16 protein-coding genes are annotated in these 18,294 nt (G+C 60.3%); 10 read left to right on the forward strand and 6 right to left on the reverse strand.

What is annotated here, in order from left to right; all coding sequences use genetic code 11:
• Window positions 1-4: 4 nt before the first annotated feature.
• The 4 genes from OU800_RS18795 to OU800_RS18810 all read right to left on the reverse strand — a co-directional run bounded on the left by OU800_RS18795 (window position 5) and on the right by OU800_RS18810 (window position 4,339).
• On the reverse strand, window positions 5-1,345 hold the full coding sequence (locus tag OU800_RS18795; RefSeq protein WP_268178860.1) for a sigma-54-dependent transcriptional regulator: 1,341 nt from the start codon (window positions 1,343-1,345) through the stop codon (window positions 5-7).
• Between the two features lie 2 nt (window positions 1,346-1,347).
• Entirely contained in the window at window positions 1,348-2,949 is a 1,602-nt protein-coding gene (locus OU800_RS18800) for a sensor histidine kinase (RefSeq protein ID WP_268178862.1), read from the reverse strand.
• Window positions 2,933-3,175: a PP0621 family protein gene (locus OU800_RS18805; RefSeq protein WP_268178864.1), complete on the reverse strand. Its 243-nt coding sequence runs from the start codon at window positions 3,173-3,175 to the stop codon at window positions 2,933-2,935. The genes OU800_RS18800 and OU800_RS18805 overlap by 17 nt, the downstream gene beginning before the upstream one ends.
• A 171-nt stretch (window positions 3,176-3,346) precedes the next feature.
• Window positions 3,347-4,339: an outer membrane protein assembly factor BamD gene (locus OU800_RS18810; RefSeq protein WP_268178866.1), complete on the reverse strand. Its 993-nt coding sequence runs from the start codon at window positions 4,337-4,339 to the stop codon at window positions 3,347-3,349.
• Window positions 4,340-4,478: 139 nt separating this feature from the next.
• On the opposite strand from OU800_RS18810, the gene rluD reads away from it, so the two are divergent.
• The 3 genes from rluD to OU800_RS18825 all read left to right on the forward strand — a co-directional run bounded on the left by rluD (window position 4,479) and on the right by OU800_RS18825 (window position 7,443).
• Window positions 4,479-5,453 carry a 23S rRNA pseudouridine(1911/1915/1917) synthase RluD gene (gene rluD, locus OU800_RS18815; RefSeq protein WP_268178868.1) on the forward strand — a complete coding sequence of 325 codons (975 nt, stop codon included), beginning with the start codon at window positions 4,479-4,481 and terminating at the stop codon, window positions 5,451-5,453.
• Window positions 5,450-6,181: a peptidoglycan editing factor PgeF gene (pgeF, locus tag OU800_RS18820; RefSeq protein WP_268178870.1), complete on the forward strand. Its 732-nt coding sequence runs from the start codon at window positions 5,450-5,452 to the stop codon at window positions 6,179-6,181. Before rluD ends, pgeF begins: the two co-directional genes overlap by 4 nt.
• Window positions 6,182-6,333: 152 nt before the next feature.
• Window positions 6,334-7,443: an NADH:flavin oxidoreductase gene (locus OU800_RS18825; RefSeq protein WP_268178871.1), complete on the forward strand. Its 1,110-nt coding sequence runs from the start codon at window positions 6,334-6,336 to the stop codon at window positions 7,441-7,443.
• 50 nt (window positions 7,444-7,493) lie between these two features.
• On the opposite strand, the gene thiO is transcribed toward OU800_RS18825, so the two are convergent.
• Window positions 7,494-8,591 carry a glycine oxidase ThiO gene (gene thiO, locus OU800_RS18830; RefSeq protein ID WP_268178872.1) on the reverse strand — a complete coding sequence of 366 codons (1,098 nt, stop codon included), beginning with the start codon at window positions 8,589-8,591 and terminating at the stop codon, window positions 7,494-7,496.
• 97 nt (window positions 8,592-8,688) lie between these two features.
• On the opposite strand from thiO, the gene OU800_RS18835 reads away from it, so the two are divergent.
• The 7 genes from OU800_RS18835 to OU800_RS18865 all read left to right on the forward strand — a co-directional run bounded on the left by OU800_RS18835 (window position 8,689) and on the right by OU800_RS18865 (window position 17,206).
• Window positions 8,689-9,201 (forward strand): GspH/FimT family pseudopilin, encoded by a 513-nt coding sequence (locus OU800_RS18835; RefSeq protein WP_268178873.1) that lies wholly within the window; start codon window positions 8,689-8,691, stop codon window positions 9,199-9,201.
• Between the two features lie 161 nt (window positions 9,202-9,362).
• A complete protein-coding gene (locus OU800_RS18840) occupies window positions 9,363-9,836 on the forward strand; it encodes a GspH/FimT family pseudopilin (RefSeq protein WP_268178874.1) in 474 nt (157 codons plus the stop codon).
• A gap of 19 nt (window positions 9,837-9,855) precedes the next feature.
• A complete protein-coding gene (pilV, locus tag OU800_RS18845; protein WP_330221394.1) occupies window positions 9,856-10,344 on the forward strand; it encodes a type IV pilus modification protein PilV in 489 nt (162 codons plus the stop codon).
• 9 nt (window positions 10,345-10,353) lie between these two features.
• On the forward strand, window positions 10,354-11,217 hold the full coding sequence (locus tag OU800_RS18850) for a PilW family protein (RefSeq protein ID WP_268178877.1): 864 nt from the start codon (window positions 10,354-10,356) through the stop codon (window positions 11,215-11,217).
• On the forward strand, window positions 11,214-11,732 hold the full coding sequence (locus OU800_RS18855; RefSeq protein ID WP_268178878.1) for a pilus assembly PilX family protein: 519 nt from the start codon (window positions 11,214-11,216) through the stop codon (window positions 11,730-11,732). Before OU800_RS18850 ends, OU800_RS18855 begins: the two co-directional genes overlap by 4 nt.
• 12 nt (window positions 11,733-11,744) lie before the next feature.
• A complete protein-coding gene (locus OU800_RS18860) occupies window positions 11,745-16,790 on the forward strand; it encodes a PilC/PilY family type IV pilus protein (RefSeq protein ID WP_268178879.1) in 5,046 nt (1,681 codons plus the stop codon).
• Window positions 16,790-17,206: a type IV pilin protein gene (locus tag OU800_RS18865; protein WP_268178880.1), complete on the forward strand. Its 417-nt coding sequence runs from the start codon at window positions 16,790-16,792 to the stop codon at window positions 17,204-17,206. The genes OU800_RS18860 and OU800_RS18865 overlap by 1 nt, the downstream gene beginning before the upstream one ends.
• Window positions 17,207-17,335: 129 nt before the next feature.
• Here the strand turns inward: OU800_RS18865 and ispH are convergent, their stop codons facing one another.
• Window positions 17,336-18,280 (reverse strand): 4-hydroxy-3-methylbut-2-enyl diphosphate reductase, encoded by a 945-nt coding sequence (gene ispH / locus OU800_RS18870; RefSeq protein ID WP_268178881.1) that lies wholly within the window; start codon window positions 18,278-18,280, stop codon window positions 17,336-17,338.
• Window positions 18,281-18,294: the final 14 nt, after the last annotated feature.

Here is an 18,294-nt window from a genome sequence, read left to right on the forward strand (position 1 = left end):
CGGCTCAGTCGATACCGAGTTTCTTCAGGCGATAGCGCATCGAGCGGAAGGTCAGCCCCAGGCGCTGGGCCGCCGCCGTGCGATTCCAGCGGGTTTCCTCCAGCGCCTGCATGATCAGCTTGCGCTCGATGTCCTCTAGGTAGTCCTCGAGGTTGTCGATCTGCGCCAGGCTGGCCTCCCCGGCCTCCCCCGCGGGGCTGCAGGCATCGGCCAGGCGCAGGTCAGCGGCGCTGATCTGGTCGTCCTCGCAGAGGGTGTAGGCGCGCTCGAGCATGTTCTCCAGCTCCCGCACGTTGCCAGGGAAGCGGTAGTTCTTCAGCTTTTCCAGGGCCTCGGCTTGCAGCCTGGCTGGCTCCAGGCCGCTGCCTTCGGCCAGCCGCGCCAGCATCACTTCGGCCAGTTGGGCGATGTCCTCGCGGCGCTCGCGCAGGGGCGGCACGCGCAGCTCGATGACATTGAGGCGGTAGTAGAGATCCTGACGAAAACGCCCCGCCGCCACCTCGGCTGCCAGATCCTTGTGCGTGGCGCAGAGGATGCGCACGTCGACCACCACTTCCTGCTGCCCGCCCACCGCGCGCACGGCCTTCTCCTGGATGGCACGCAGCAGCTTGACCTGCATCGGCAATGGCAGGTCGGCCACCTCATCGAGGAACAGGGTGCCGCCGTTGGCCGCCTGGAACAGGCCCTGCTTATCTTCGATAGCGCCGGTGAAGCTGCCTTTCTTGTGGCCGAAGAATTCGCTTTCCATCAGCTCGGTGGGAATCGCCCCGCAGTTGACCGGGACGAAGGGCCGCTCGGCGCGCGGGCCCTGCTCGTGAATCAGGCGCGCCACCAGTTCCTTGCCGCTGCCCGACTCGCCGCTGATGTACACCGGCGCCTGACTGCGCGCGAGCTTGTGGATCTGCTTGCGCAGTGCCTTCATCGGCGGCGACTCGCCGAGCAGGCGGCTGTCGACGGGTGCCTCCTGATCCTCCGGGGTGCGCAGGCGCATGGCAGCGGCCACCAGTTCGCGCAGCCGGCCCAGCTCCACCGGTTTGGTGACGAAGTCGAAGGCGCCAGCCTTGAGCGCATTGATCGCGGTATCGAGGCTGCCGTAGGCGGTGATCATCGCCACCGGCACCTGTGGGTGACGCTGCTGGATGTGCTGCACCAGATCCAGACCGGTGCCATCGGGCAGGCGCATGTCGGTCAGGCACAGGTCGAAGGGCTCGCGGGCCAGCCACTCGCGCGCTTCCTTGACGTTGCGTGCGCTACGGGTGTCCAGCTTCATGCGGCCCAGGGTGATTTCCAGCAATTCGCGGATATCCGGTTCGTCGTCGACGATCAAGGCTCTCTGGCGGGTCATGGTCAGCTCAGTTTGCGCGGATGGGCGAAGGTGATGCGGAAACAGCTACCGCCCTCTTCGCGGGGTTTGTAATCGAGGCGGGCCTGGTTGCTTTCGCACAGCTCGCGGGAGATGTACAGGCCCAGGCCGGTGCCCTTGTTCTCCGTGGTGTAGAACGGCTCGAAGATATGTTGCTTCTGCTCGGGCGGCACGCCTGGGCCGTCATCGAGTATCTCCAGCACCGGCAGGTCGCTGGCCTCGTCGCGGAACAGGCGCAGCCAGACCTGGCCGAGCCGGTGCTTCTGCGCGCTGTAGCGCAGGCCGTTCTGCACCAGGTTGGTCAGCACCTGGTTCAGTTGTTGGGGATCCATGCGCGTCTGCAGGCTGCCGCTCTGGGTCTGCAGGTGAAGCTGCCGGTCGGCCGGCGCCGAGCTGCGGAACTCGCTGGCGAAGCGATGCAGCCAGTACTTGAGGTCGAGCAGTTGCGGCTCGGCCTGGCGCCGCCGGGAAAGCTGCAGCACGTTCTCGATCACCAGGTTCATGCGCTTGGAATGATCCTGAATGATCTGCGCCAGACGCTGATCCGGCCCCTGCAGATCCTCGGACTCCTGCAGCAATTGCGCGGCATGGCTGATGGCGCCGAGCGGGTTGCGGATCTCATGGGCAATACCGGCGGTCAGGCGCCCGAGCGAGGCCAGCTTGAGTTGCTGCGCCTGCTGGGCGATCTGCGAGATATCGTCGAGAAACACCAGGGTGTGCTGCTGCATGCCGCGCTGCAAGGAGATGAAGCTGGGTTGCAGCACCGGGCCGTCGATCTGGGCCTGCAGGCTTGCCGGGCGCAGGGTGGGGTTGTGCTGCCATTGCTGCAGGCGTTTGACCAGCTCAGGGCAATGCGGGTCGAGGATCTTGCCGGCCAGTTCGCCCTGCCCCAGCAACTGTGTGGCGCCCTGATTGGCCAGCAGCACACGATGCTGGGTATCGAGCACCAGGATGCCGGTGCGCATGCGCTGGATGATCTGGGTGTTGAGCTCTTCGAGGTTGGCCACATCCGCTGCGCGCTGTTCGGCCAGGGTCTCGCTCAGGCGCAGGCGCCGGGTGATGCCCTGAATGAACAGGGCGCCGGCGAAACACAGCGAGCCCAGGGCCCCCGCCTGCACGTACTGGGACGAAGCGGCGGGGTAGCGCAGACTCAGGTAGAAGGTGGTGAAGATCAGCGCCAGCGCGGCGATGGCGGCGATCAGCAGACCGATACGGCCGCGCAGAAGGATATTGGCAATGGCCACCGCCACCACCAGCAGGTTGCCGATACCGCTGGGCGTGCCACCGGCGGCGTAGAACAGGGCCGAGAGGAAGATCACATCCACCAGCGCCAGGCTGAACAGTTGCAGCATGTGCCGGGGTTTGTGCACCAGCACGGCGATGAAGATATTGGTGATCAGGTAGATCCAGCTACCGGTGCGAAACAGCTCGATATGCACCAGATCGAGCAACTGCTCGTCGAGCTTGCTGGAAATCAGCAGCACCAGCGCCAGGCCGATGCTCAGCCGATAGAAATGGTAAAGCCTGAGAATCCGCCGGGCCGGTACGCTGTCCAGGCCTGCGAAGCTCTCAGCGATCACCGGCATGCGGGCCTTGCTCGAGGTGTGCCTGGCTGCAGAACCACTGCTGATCCTGGCTCAGCGCCTCGCTCTGGGGGACGTGCACGCCACAATGAGCGCAGCGCACCATGGGCGCGGCGGCATCGGCCGGCGGCGCCTGCCGGCTAGGTTTGGGCGCGCTGATGTAACGGCGCCAGACCCAGACCGCCGCGCAGATGATGGCGATCCAGAACAACAGGCGAAACAGTCCCATGGTGCATGCTTTCCTTTGGTCGAGGCTAGCAGTTTAGCCAAGCGCAGGCCGTCGGCACAGAGGCCAAATGGCAAGCCGTGCGCAGTTCGGCAAAGGCAGCGCGCCACTGGCGCTTCATCACGCCCATGAAAAAGGAGGCCGAAGCCTCCTTTGTCTGCGGTGATGCCTGAATCAGTCGAACAGGCCGAAGGTCAGGTAGCTCCAGAAGGAACGCTTCTTCTCGGTCTGGCCGGTCTTGGCATCCTGCTGCAGCTCACGCGGAATCTGCTGCACAGCGTCTTCGTACTGACGGATCACGTCCTGGCTGGCGCGGGTCTCGCCCGGCGGCAACGGCGCTTCGGAATCGAGCAACCCGAGGGTGGCCTTGGCCAGCCAGGAGTGCTCGTCGTCACCCTCTTCCAGCGGTACGAACTGGCCGTCCTGCAGGCTGGGGTGATCCGGGTAGTTGAGCTTGAGGGTTTCCAGGCTGGTGGCAGCCAGGTCATCCAGGGAAAGGTGCTGGTAGGCCTCGGTCATGATCGCCAGGCCATCACCGACCGACGGCGTTTCCTGGAAGTTCTCCACCACGTAGCGACCACGGTTGGCAGCTGCTACGTAGGCCTGTCGCTTGAGGTAATAGTGAGCGACATGCACTTCATAGGCCGCCAGCAGGTTACGCAGGTAGATCATGCGCTGCTTGGCGTCCGGCGCGTAGCGGCTAGTCGGGTAGCGGCTGGTGAGCTGGGCGAACTCGTTGAAAGAGTCGCGCGCCGCGCCCGGGTCACGCTTGGTCATGTCCAACGGCAGGAAGCGCGCCAGCAGGCCGCGATCCTGGTCGAACGAGGCCAGGCCCTTGAGGTAGTAGGCGTAGTCGACATTGGGGTGCTGCGGATGCAAGCGGATGAAACGCTCGGCCGAGGACTTGGTGGCCTCCGGCTCGACGTTCTTGTAGTAGGCGTAGATCAGCTCCAGTTGCGCCTGCTCGGCATAACGGCCGAAGGGGTAGCGCGACTCCAGCGCCTTGAGTTTGGCGATAGCCTGGGTATAGCTGCGGCTGTCCAGGTCGGCCTGGGCCTGCTGGTACAGCTCCGCCTCGCTGAGGTTTTCATCGACCTCCGGCTGCTTGGAAGAGCAGGCGGCGGTAAGGGCGAGGATGGCGATCAGCAGCAGGTGTTTCACTTGCATAGCGGCTTGCGTCCCTGTGACGGCTGCAGGGCCGTCCTGTTATGATGAGCGCCCCCTGGAAACCCCTGGGGCAAAGACGCCGTATTTAACCACAAGCCTATCGCCGAAACCAAAGGCCGGGCGCCCGCCGTTGCCGAAGATGACTTCCACGATCAAACAGCCCATCCAACTCCAGGCCGAAGTGCCCTTCGAACTGGGCGGCCAGCGCCTCGATCAGGTCGCCGCACAACTGTTCGACGAGTTCTCCCGCTCGCGCCTCTCCTCCTGGATCAAGGACGGCCGCCTGACCGTCGACGGCGCCGTGGCGCGCCCACGCGACACCGTGCATGCAGGCTCCAAGCTGGTGCTCGATGCCGAGCAGGAAGCCCAGGGTGAGTGGCTGGCGCAGGACATCGAGCTGAACATCGTCTATGAGGACGAACACCTGCTGGTGATCGACAAGCCGGCCGGCCTGGTAGTGCATCCGGCCGCCGGGCATGCCGACGGCACCCTGCTCAACGCCCTGCTGCATCACGTGCCGGACATCGTCAACGTGCCGCGCGCCGGCATCGTTCACCGCCTGGACAAGGACACCACCGGCCTGATGGTGGTGGCCAAGACCCTGCAGGCGCAGACCAACCTGGTCGAGCAGTTGCAGAAACGCAGCGTCAGCCGCATCTATGAATGCATCTGCATCGGCGTGATCACCGCCGGCGGCACCATCGACGCGCCCATCGGCCGTAGCTCCAGCCAGCGCCAACGCATGGCGGTGACCGATGGTGGCAAACCGGCGATCAGTCATTACCGCGTGCTGGAACGCTACCGTTCGCACACCCATGCACGGGTCAAGCTGGAAACCGGGCGTACCCACCAGATCCGCGTGCACATGAGCCATGTCGGCTATCCGTTGGTGGGCGACCCGGTGTACGCCGGGCGCTTCCGCATTCCCCCAGCAGCCAGTCAGAGCCTGGTGCAGAGCCTCAAGGAGTTTCCGCGCCAGGCCCTGCATGCACGCTTCCTCGAACTCGATCACCCGGCCACCGGCCAGCGCATGAAGTGGGAGTCACCGTTGCCGGACGACCTGGTCTGGCTGCTCACCCTGCTGCGTCAGGATCGCGAGGCCTTCGTCGGGTGAGCGCCCACGACTGGCTGCTACCCGACTGGCCCGCGCCGGCCAATGTGCGCGCCTGCGTGACAACGCGCAGCGGCGGGGTCAGTGCGGCGCCGTTCGACAGTTTCAACCTCGGTGACCATGTCGACGACGACCCGGCTGCCGTCGCCGCCAATCGCGTGCATCTGGTCGACACCCTCGGCTGCCAGCCGGCCTGGCTGCGTCAGGTGCATGGCATCCTGGTGGCCGAGGCCGATCCCGCCACAGTGATCGAAGCCGACGGCAACTGGACAACCACGCCCGGTATCGCCTGCACGGCGATGACTGCCGACTGTCTGCCAGCCCTGTTCTGCGACCGCGCCGGCAGCCGTGTGGCAGCGGCCCATGCCGGCTGGCGCGGGCTGGCCGGGGGCGTGCTGGAAGCCACCGTGCAGGCGCTGAACGTTGCGCCGCAGGAACTGCTGGTCTGGCTCGGCCCGGCCATCGGCCCGGCTGCTTTCGAGGTGGGTGGCGAGGTGCGCGAAGCCTTCCTGCGCCAGCATGCCGAGGCCGAGCAGGCGTTCGTGCCAGGAGCGGTCGCAGGCAAGTTCATGGCCAATATCTACCAGTTGGCACGCATCCGCCTGGCGTCTATCGGCGTCACGGCCGTCAGCGGTGGCGGGCTGTGCACCTATCACGACCCGCGCTTCTATTCCTACCGCCGCAGCGCCCGCACCGGGCGCTTCGCCTCGCTGGTCTGGCTGCAGCCCTGAGCCCTGGGGCTCAGGGCCCACGATACGCCTCACATGCACTGAGCCTTAATCACTCCCATCAATAGTGCTGTGCCAAGCGCAGCGACTGACCTTATTCTCGCCGGCATCCAGCACATCCGATCCGCGCAGCCAGACCAGTAAGAGGAAAGATGATGAGCGCCCCCGTACAAGCCCTGTTCACCCCCTTTCAGCTCGGTAAGCTGGAACTGCCGACCCGTGTGGTCATGGCACCGATGACCCGCTCCTTCTCGCCCGGTGGCGTGCCCAATGCCAAGGTCGTCGAGTACTACCGTCGCCGCGCTGCTGCGGGTGTGGGCCTGATCGTCACCGAGGGCACCACCGTCGACCACAAGGCCGCCAACGGTTACCCGAACGTGCCGCGCTTCTACGGCGAGGATGCCCTGGCCGGCTGGAAGCAGGTGGTCGAGGCGGTGCACGCCGAAGGCGGCAAGATCGTCCCGCAACTCTGGCACGTCGGTAACGTACGCCGCCTGGGCACCGAACCCGATGCCAGCGTGCCCGGCTATGGTCCCATGGAAAAGCTCAAGGACGGCCAGGTGGTGGTGCACGGCATGACCCAGGCCGACATCGACGAAGTGATCGCCGCCTTCGCCAAGGCCGCGCGCGATGCCCAGGCCATCGGCATGGACGGCGTGGAGATTCACGGTGCCCACGGCTACCTGATCGACCAGTTCTTCTGGGAAGGCAGCAACCAGCGCACCGACCAGTACGGTGGTGACCTGGCTGCACGTTCGCGTTTCGCCATCGAACTGATCCAGGCCGTGCGTGCGGCGGTCGGCCCGGACTTTCCGATCATCCTGCGTTACTCGCAGTGGAAGCAGCAGGACTACAGCGCGCGCCTGGTGCAGACCCCACAAGAGCTGGAAGCCTTCCTCAAGCCGCTGTCCGAGGCCGGCGTGGACATCTTCCACTGCTCGACCCGGCGCTTCTGGGAGCCGGAGTTCGAGGGCAGCGACCTCAATCTGGCCGGCTGGACGCGCAAGCTCACCGGCAAGCCGACCATTACCGTCGGCAGTGTCGGCCTGGATGGCGAGTTCCTGCAGTTCATGGTCAAGACCGACAAGGTGGCCGAACCGGCCAGCCTGGAAAACCTGCTGGAGCGCCTGAACAAGCAGGAATTCGACCTGGTGGCCGTGGGCCGTGCCCTGCTGGTGGATCCGGACTGGGCACTGAAAGTGCGTGAAGGTCGCGAGCAGGACATTCAGCCCTTCAGCCGCGAAGCCCTGAATACCCTGGTGTAAAAGCAAAGAACGCCGCGCCCATGCGCATGGGCACGGCGTTCTTTCATGCGTCAGGCCAGGCGGCCATCGACTGCATAAGGACGCGGATCGATGATCGGCCTGTTGCCCAGCATCAGATCGGTCAGCAGTCGACAGGACGCCGGCGCCAGCACCAGTCCGTTGCGGAAATGCCCGCAGTTGAGCCACAGTCCCGGGTGCGACACCAACTCGCCAATGAAGGGAACCCCGGCTGGCGAGCCGGGCCGTAGCCCCGCCCAATGCCCGACCACCTCGGCATCCGCCAGCGCCGGCAACAACCCTTCGGCGGAAGCCTTGAGGCTTGCCAACGCGCTATCGGTCGGGGTCTTGTCGAAGCCTTCATATTCCAGAGTGCTGCCCACCAACACATGACCATCGCGCCGTGGGATGGCGTAGCGCCCCTTGGCCAGTACCATGCTCGGCAGGAAATCCTCGGCGCATTTGTAAAGAATCATCTGTCCCTTCACCGGCTCGACCGGCAGCGCCAGGCCCAGCGTCTTGAGCAGCTCGCCGCTCCAGGCCCCGGCAGCCAGCACCACACGCTCGGCGCGCATATCACCGCTGTCGGTGAGCACTCCGCATACACGCCCCCACTCCTGGATGAAGCCACGCACCGGGCAGTGTTCATGCACCTGCACGTTGGGCAAGGCCGCCAACGCCGCGCGCAGTGCCCTGACCAGACGCGGGTTGCGCACATTGGCCACGCCCGGCATATGAATGGCGCGCTCAAATCCAGGGCCCAGCACCGGCACCTGCCGATACACCTGCGCCATCGCCACAGAATCCAACGCCCTCCCCTGCTGCCGCGCCCAGGCCAACGCCTCGGCCTCGTCGTCCAGATCGAGCCAATACAGGCCCGTGACATGCACCTGCGGATCGATGCCCGTCATGGCCAGCAACTCATCGGCCAGATGCGGGTAGAAATCCTGCGACCAATGCGCCAACGCCGTTACCGGCGCGCTGTAGCGCCAAGGATAGAGCGGCGAAACGATCCCGCCACCAGCCCAGGAGGACTCACGGCCGATTTCGCCGGCTTCGAGCACGGTCACTGACACACCCTGGCGCGCCAGGATCACGGCAGACAGCAGACCGATGGCACCTGCGCCGACCAAAATCACATCTCTAAGCAACGCCTACCCCCGAAAAAAATTGACAGCACCCGGCCAGGGTGTAAAACAAAAGAGCGGTCAGGAAGACCGTGGATCATACGCGCAGAGGAAGCCACCCATGAAAATGCATTTGCAGAACGCCCTTAGCCTGCACGAGTTACTGGTCACCATTTCGATCCTAGGCATTCTGATCAGCCTGGTTCCACCTTCTTACAGTTATTTCATCGAACACAATCGGGCTCACAGCATTCGCAATGAATTGGTCGCCTTCGTCAACCTTACGCGCATGAAAGCCATCACCGAGCGACAGGCACACATGCTCTGTGGCTCCAGTGATGGGCAGACCTGCGATGGAGATTGGCAACATCATTGGCTTGTGATCCGCCTGAGAGATGACCAACTGCTCAAACGCTTCACTCTGGATCATCAATACAATCTCTGCTGGCGTGGCTTTGGTGGCGAAAACGTCACTTTCAGAGCCAACGGCATGACCAGCGCCAGCAATGGTCGCTTCACCTTTTGCAACCACGATACCCAGTGGCAACTGGTGATCAATCGGCAAGGCCGGCTGAAAATCGAGGATGTCGCACCTGATTCAGGTTGCTGTCAGACCGATCATACCGATAGCTGAACCAGTCATCTCGATAGAGCGGACATGTGCAACTGAGAGCGGCAGTATTTCGCTGCCCTTACCTAACCAGAAGCCATGCCATGCCTATCTTCCTGGCGAATCCGTGCAAGCGGTTCACATGCCGACCTCTACTCCAGAGAGGATTCACCCTGGTCGAACTCATGATCATCGTGACCCTGATCGGTGTCTTCGCGATGATCGCAGTACCCAGCTTCACCCAATTCATTGCCAACAACCGCACACAGTCGGTCAACAATGAAATGCTCGCCCTGCTGCAATTTGCTCGCAGCGAGGCGGTTGCACGACGCACGCTGGTCAAGGCTTGCCAAGAGGATGGGCAATGGAGCGTAAAGACCGATTGCACGGATGACGAAGCACTCAGAAGCATGAGCGTACCTGCTGACACCACCATCAGTGCCAGCACGAGCGAGCTGACCTTTCGTTACAACGGCAGCGGCACAGAGGCCAGCCTGATCACCTGCAAAGGTAACGATGCCGTCAATGGTTACACCATCGAAGTCAGATCGAGCGGGGGCATACGCACCTGGCCCCGTGGCAAGAACGGCCCTCAGGCCAGCAATAGCATGAGTAGCTGCACTCAACCGGAGCCAGAGGAATCCAACGATGATACGTAGAGCTGAACGTGGCTTTAGCATGATCGAGGTTCTGGTGACGCTGCTGCTCATCAGTGTCGGCGTTCTCGGTATGGTCGCCCTGCAAACACGCACCATCCAGTACACGCAGGACTCGGCTCAACGTAACGTCGCCATCATGCTCGCCAATGATCTGGTTGAAATGATGCGAGCGATGCCAGGGTCCTCTGACTTCTACAAGGACGCAGTAAAGGACTTCCCCGATAAACCCGACACTTGCACACCGCTGCCCAGTAACGCTTCCGGACAACTCGGCTGCTGGGCAGACAAGGTTGCCAAGACGCTTCCGGTGGGGGCACTCAGCGAAGAAGGTGAGAGTTTGCTGGAAAGCGACTTTCACATCTGCCGCACGAGCGTGGCCGGCACCTGCGATAACAGTGGCAGTACCGTTGAAATCCAGATCGCCTGGCACGCCAAATCAGGCGAGTGCATAAACGCCGATGGTACAAGCTCGGCGGTCTGCTACTACCGCCTGCGGACTCAGATATAAGGTGCCGAGATGAATCAGCAACGCACACAAGCAGGCTTGTCGCTGGTCGAGCTCATGGTCGCGCTCGCGATCAGCAGCTTCCTCATTCTGGGCGTCACCCAGATTTATATCGATAACAAGCGCAGCTACTCCTTCCAACAGAATCAGGCGGAAAACTTGGAAACTGGCCGCTATGCGTTGTTGATGCTGCAACAGGAACTGACCAAGGCCGGCTATCGTCGCCGACCAGACGAGCAACCTGCATTCGCATTTCCGGCTGCAGGTAACTTGGCCGGCTGCGGCGCTTTCCCTGCCGGGGAAACCGTCAAACGAACCGCACTGGACTCGGTTTGCATCCGCTACCAACCCAAGGATCATCTTGAGCGCAACTGCCTTGGTGAACGCCCGGTAACAGTCGCTGCATTGGAAACAGGCCCTTACCGGAATGCAGATGAAATCATCATCGAGCGGCTGTTCTTCGAGAAAGACACCGGCAACCTTTCAGGCGCACTCAAATGCACTAGGGTTCATACCAATCTTGCAGGCACTACTCTCAGCGGCCGTGAGGCTCAGACTGGCGAACTTGTTTCCGGGATTGTCGACCTGCGCTACGAATTCGGCGTGGGTAATGCTGCAGATCCGCGCAGCATCAGCCAGTACACCACAGGAGCAACGACGAGTCCCATCCTGGCAGTCCGCTACACCGCTCTATTACGCAGTGCTGGGGTGAACCTCAGAGAATCGGTTGCCGTGGGCGATGCCCTCGGAAATTGGCAAGCACTGACCGGCCTGGCGAACAGCGACAGCCTGGTGGCGGCATTGAAAGCAGATGACAAAGGCCAGCTTTATCAAGTGTCACAAAGCACTGTGATGTTGAGGAACCTAATGCCATGAAAACCCAACACTTTCCTGAGAAAGAACGCGGTGCAGCGCTGTTCATCGCCTTGATTATGCTCTTGGTCATTACTCTACTGGCACTTTCAGGCGCGCGCGAAACCGCTCTGGAAAGCCGCATCACCGGCAATCTGGCAGATCAACAAAAGCTTGTGAACTATGGAGAAGCAGCACTTCGACAAGGAGAGCGGCTTCTGACCTCGCCAATGAAACCTCGCGAACAAAATGACTGCACAGGCAATTATTGCTTCCTGAATCAACAACCCGCCTACCTTCAAGACTTTGACACTTCCCTGAGCTACTCACCTGTGACTGGAGAAAGCAACCAACAAGTGCAATGGTATGCAGTCCCAGCCCCCTCAGGAGCAGCACAAGGCCAAGCAGAAAATCCTGAATACGGCAACATGATGCTGGGTATCGGTACCTTCCGCTATGAGATCAATACGAAAGCAACGAACACCGATACCGAGCAAAAAGCCAGCCTTCGCTCCACCACAGCCAAAGTATTCAACTGAAGGTAAAAAACCATGCGAACTCATGCACTCCTTCAGGCCAGCGCCTTGGCAATGGCAACGCTGGCAACTCAGGCCTTCGCGGGCGCAAACAACCCTGCACAGACGCCGCTGTTTGTAAGCCGGGCTACCCCCCCCCTGAACATGTTGGTCATGGGGCGAGATCACAAGCTTTATTACGAAGCCTATAATGACGCCTCCGACCTCAATGGCGACGGCATCATTGATGTTGGCTACAAAGGCTATCTTAGTGCGGCCCAGGGTGGTATCGACTACTTCGGCTACTTCAACTCCCAAGTCTGCTACACCTATACCGATGGCACCTTCGTTCCGACAGCCCTGGCCACGAACAAACGCTGCAGCGGCCAATGGAGCGGTGACTACCTCAACTATCTGACCACCTCACGCATGGATGCACTGCGTAAAGTGCTCTATGGTGGTTTCCGTGTCACCGACACGGAAAGCAAAACCTTGCTCCAGGGCGCATATATTCCTCGCGATGCACACGCATGGGGTAAGGAATACAAAGCCACAGATGGCTACAACATCACGGATTTTACCCCGCTATCCCAGCCTGCATCTGGCTTCCATCATATGTTCGCGGTGGTTTCCAAGACACAGGATACAGGTATTCCACAACTACGCGTTCTCACCAATACAACGTTCCGAGTCTGGAACTGGGTGTCAAAAGAGCGCCCAGTTGCTATGGACGAGTGCGTAACCAGTACAGGTGGCACGGCGAGCTGTACATCCGGCGGCCCATCTCCAGCAGGCTGGACACTGGTTCCAGCCGAGGTACTCAGTAATGTCACTGTAACCACCTGGAAAGATAACGTTGGTAGTCCTAGCAACAGATCCGGGATGAACTCACTATTTGATAATAATAGTGGCAACTCCGCACGATGTGGAAGCGGCCCGGCCGCCCAGATATTCAAGGATAGAGACGGAAACCCGTTCAAGGGTAACGGTTGTACCGATGATAATTATCACACTCTGATTACCGCAACCCTTACACCCCCAAGCACAGCCACCTATACATTTGCCGTGGATGGTGACGATGCTGTCGATCTGCAGATCGGCAGCACTTATGTCGCCTCCTGGTATGGCGGGCATGGAAACGACAAATCTGACAATGGGCTTAACCAGCACTCGGGCAGTATTGCCCTGACAGGTGGCCAAAGTTATCAAATAACTTTTCGCCATGAAGAAGGTAGTGGAGGCGATAACTGGGGACTTTACTGGAAGCTACCAAATGCGGCGGCCAGCACACTGACGGATTACAACGTCCGCGTTGAGGTTTGCCCATCCGGCAATTCAGCGCTGCGAGACAGTACCTGCAAGGTTTACGGCAGCGGAGCAGTAAAACCCACCGGCATCCTTCATGATTTCGGCGAAACCAACAGGATGCACTTTGGCTTGCTGACCGGCTCTTACGAAAAGAGCATGAGCGGCGGCATATTGCGCGCCAATATGGGCAGTTTCACTCGCGAGGTCGATCCTTACACTGGGCAGTTCTGCTCATCTGACGCCAACTATTGCTCGAACCCGATAAATAATCCCTCGCCTGAGCGCAACGGTATAGTCGCGACCATCAATAAATTACGCATCTATGACTTTCGCTATGGCGACAATACCTATGGCTGCTGGATTACTGATAGAACGATCACACAAGACGATCATTGCTATATGTGGGGCAACCCTGTAGGCGAAATGATGTATGAGACGCTACGCTACTTCTCTGGTGCAAGCGCCCCCACGTCTCTATACAACTACACAGGTAACAGTGGCGCAGACCAAACACTAGGCCTGGCCAAGCCTTCATGGGTTTCGCCATATAGCCAAAGTGGCGGAAATTACCCTGCCTGCTCCCTTCCGGCAATGACTGTCATTAGCGACATCAACCCGTCTTATGACTACAAACTGCCCGGAGGAAAATCTAGCTGGCAAGCCAATGGCGAAGCGTTCTCCAACTCAAATGACCCAGCCGCCATACAAAATCTGAATGTATCTACTGAAACCAATGCGATTGGCGTAGCAGAAGGGCTGGTTGGCAAGAGCGTCTTTATTGGTGAGTCCAATGGTACTGCCGATAATGCCCCAACGGCCAAGACAATCGCTGACCTGGCGACCGCTCGTGGGCTTGCCCCCGAAGAACCGAGCAAGCAAGGGACTTATTACTCGGCTGGTGTTGCGCGCTTTGCTGCCAAAAATGCAATCGGCGGGAATCGCATGTTGCAAACCTACGCGGTCGCCCTAGCCTCACCATTACCGCAGATAAACTTCCCCGTGGGAAACAGCCGCATCACCCTGGTTCCTTTTGCTAAATCTGTTGGCAATAATAATTTTCAACCAACCAACCAGATCGTCGACTTCTACGTACAGAGAATTGCCAATACCGATCCAGATGGCAGCGATCGAGACATGTCGGTCAATGGCGGACGCCCCTATGCGGTTTTCCGTATCAATTATGAAGACGTCGAGCAAGGCGCTGACCATGACATGGATGCCATTGCGCTCTATACCCTGTCAGTCACTGCCGATAATCAACTTCAGGTCAACCTGCTCTCGGAATATGCCGCTGGTGGTATGCAGCAACATATGGGCTATGTCATCTCCGGCACCGGAGCGCAGACAGATGGCATCTACCTGGAGATATGCGACCTGAGAGACGGAACTGCCAACAACGGCAACAGAGCCAGTTGCGACGGACAAACCCGCTATCGCCTCAATACCCCACCTGGCCGCCCGGCTGGCTGGTGCGTTACCAATACCAGCAGCTCGGAATGTGAGGGGCTGCCGCCTACCGCATCGCGAACCTTCACCCCGTCCGCCAGCGCCAGCAATGCCGTGCTGCTGAAGAGCCCGCTGTGGTACGCCGCCAAATACGGCATGCCGGATCGCGATACGACCACGATCACTGGCGACCCGGACAACTACTTCCTGGTCACCAATGCCTTGACCCTGAAAGAACAATTGACCAAGGCCTTCAACAACCTTGAACAGTCAAACAACTCGGTAACCAGCCCTGCCGTTTCCGTGGCTGGCAACGAAGCCTCCGACGATCTTTACATCTACCGCACCGATTACAGAATCAATACTTGGAGCGGTGACCTGATCAAGGAGCAGCTCAATAAAGTCGACGGAACCAGAACCCGCCTGTGGAGTGCCAGCTCCGCGCTTACGGCATCTGGACGTACGATCCGCATACCGGCTGCAAACGGTACAAGCCTTCAGGAAATGACCTGGAACAATCTCGCCAACCGAGAGGCATTCAACAATGCCGGTCAACGGGTCAACCTGCAAGCAGCGATGGCCACGGATCTGGCAACGGGTACCCCGGCGCCAATGGTCAATGGCACGATGAGCAGCGAGAATCAAACGCTTGGTCAGAACAGACTCAACTTCGTCAAAGGCGAAGCGAACGCCAATTTCCGCGCACGCGACTCGTTACTCGGCGACATCATCAACTCCAACCCTACAGTCGTCGCCGGGGCGCAGTACCTGGCCTACCTGGCAGACAGCATCGAGCCAGGCGGCAACTATGGCAACTTCGTGACCGCCCAGGCGAATCGCAGCAAGCGTATTTATGTGGGTGCCAACGATGGTATGTTGCATGCCTTCAATGACAGTGGCACGGAACAGTTTGCCTTCGTGCCTACAGCAGTCATTCCCGAGCTCTATCGGTTGACTGACCCGCGTTACAACGAACAGGGCGGCGCCCACAAGTTCTATGTCGACGGCTCACCGGTGGTGCGTGACGTCTACATCAACAATCAGTGGAGAACCGTTCTGGTCGGCACCCTACGTGCTGGTGGGCGGGCGCTCTTCGCCCTGGACATCACTGACCCGGCCAATATCTCACTGCTCTGGGAGTTCAACGTCGGCAAGGACATCCCTGACAATGCGCCTGCCAATACCCCCAGCGACATGGGTTACAGCTTCCCGACGCCCACCATTGCCAAGCTGCACAGTGGTCAATGGGCAGTGGTCACGGGCAATGGTTATGACAGTGACAGCGGCCGCGCCGTGCTGATGTTGATCGATATCGCCACGGGCAATCTGATCAAGAAGATCCCGACCGCTGCAGCGGATGCCAACAATGGGCTGTCCACTGTTCGGGTAGCCGATAACAACAGCGATGGCTACGCCGACTATGTCTATGCAGGGGACCTGAAAGGCAATCTGTGGCGCTTCGATCTGATCGACAATGCGGGCACCAATGCAGACGGTACGGAGCGTAATCCTCTGCGTCACACTAGCAACATCAATGTGAGCAACTTCAAGGTCTCTTACGGGGGAACTCCGCTGTTCACGGCCCGCAACGGCAATGATGAGGTTCAGCCCATCACAGCCCCTCCCTCCCTCGTTCGTCATCCCAGCATGAACGGCTATATCGTCATGTTTGGTACAGGCCGTTACTTCCGGGAGGCGGATAAATCCAGACAGGAGAATGCTGTCATCCAGACCCTCTACGGCATCTGGGATCGGAAAACGACCGGGCAAGCAACGGCCAGCGGTGATGTTCCCAGCAGCTCACGCTCAGATCTGCAACAGCAGACCCTGACGAATGCTACCGCTACCTTCCAGAATGGCCAAACGACCACCAGCCTTACAGTCAGAACGCTGAGCGCTAATGCCGTAGCCTGGCGCAATGGAAGTACCGGAAAATATGGCTGGTATCTGGATCTGGTCGTCGGTAGCTCAGCGGAGGGGGAGCGCATTGTCAATGAGATGGCAGCCAGAGGCCAGGTGCTCTTCCTCAGTACACTGACCCCCTCCAGCGACCCCTGCAAGGCAGGCCTGATAGGTCGAAACTATGGCATTGACCCCTTTACTGGAGGACGCACCAGTTTTGCGGTTTTCGACCTCAACAACGATGGCGTTGTAAACGCCAGCGACAACTACAACAGCCAGAGCGTTTCGGGCTTCGAGAGCCCAGCGGGTGGCTTTACCCTCAGCGGTGACAAGTTCTTCACCACCGATGGGGCTTCTGTAAATATCAACTTTGGCCCGACCGTATCAGGTCGGCAAAGCTGGCAAATTCTCCCGGAGAACGATTGATGAAGGTTAGAACTGCAGCAGGCTTTACCTTGCTGGAAGTCATGATCACCGTGGTGATCATCGGCATCCTTGCGGCCATCGCCTATCCCAGCTATCAGGATTATGTGCTGCGCAGCAATCGTGCCGAAGGCATGGCCCTGCTGAATGACGCTGCTGCTCGCCAGGAACGCTATTACGCCCAGACCAATGCCTATGTCACTGCAACCGCTGACATAGGCAAGCTCGGGCTCTCCAGTGCCAACTCGCAAACAGGCAAATACAGCCTGAGCATCGGAAGCGGTGGAGGCGGCTATGTATTGACCGCCACGCCGCAAGGCGTGCAAACAAACGATACCAAGTGCGGGAACCTGACGCTCAACGCGCAAGGTACAAAAGGCAAGAGTGGTAGCAGTAGCGTGAGTGACTGCTGGCGCTGATTGAGCGAAACCGACTGCACGCTGAAAAGAAACGCCGCACTCCTGAGGAGTAGCGGCGTTTTTATTGAGTTCATGATCATAACCGTGCTGGCATGTCCCGGAAAGATCAGCCCGCCCAGCGTTTTATATTCAAACCGCCCTCACCCGCAACTCCTTGGGCATGGAAAACGTGATGTTCTCCGGCCTGCCATCGAGCTCGGTCTCACCCGTCGCGCCCCAGGCGCGCAGGCGTTCGACCACGCCGCGCACCAGCACTTCCGGGGCAGAGGCGCCGGCGGTGATCCCTACTCCGCCGACACCCTCGAACCACTCGAGCTGGAGATCCTCGGCGCCATCGATCAGATAGGCCGGGGTGCCCATGCGCTCGGCCAGCTCGCGCAGGCGGTTGGAGTTGGAGCTGTTGGGGCTGCCCACTACCAGCAGCACGTCGCATTCGCTGGCGAGCTGTTTGACGGCATCCTGGCGGTTCTGCGTGGCGTAGCAGATATCGTCCTTGCGTGGCCCGCCGATGGCGGGGAACTTGGCACGCAAGGCGTCGATCACCTTGCTGGTGTCATCCATGGACAGGGTGGTCTGGGTGACGAACGCCAGGTTCTGCGGGTTGCGCACCTGTAGCTCGGCAACATCCGACTCGTCCTCCACCAGGTAGATGGCGCCGCCGTTGCTGGCGTCGTACTGGCCCATGGTGCCTTCCACTTCCGGGTGGCCTTCATGGCCGATCAGGATGCATTCGCGCCCTTCGCGGCTGTAGCGCACCACTTCCATGTGCACCTTGGTCACCAGCGGACAGGTGGCGTCGAAGACCTTGAGGCCACGGCGCGCGGCCTCGTCGCGCACGGCCTTGGAGACGCCATGGGCGCTGAAGATGACGATGACGTCGTCCGGCACCTGATCCAGCTCCTCGACGAACACGGCACCACGGGCGCGCAGGTCTTCCACCACGAACTTGTTGTGCACCACTTCGTGACGCACGTAGATCGGTGGGCCGAAGACTTCCAGGGCGCGATTGACGATTTCGATGGCGCGGTCGACACCGGCACAGAAGCCGCGGGGGTTGGCGAGTTTGATATGCATGATGACTCTCGGCA

This window comes from Pseudomonas sp. GOM7 (assembly GCF_026723825.1).
Lineage (GTDB): Bacteria > Pseudomonadota > Gammaproteobacteria > Pseudomonadales > Pseudomonadaceae > Aquipseudomonas.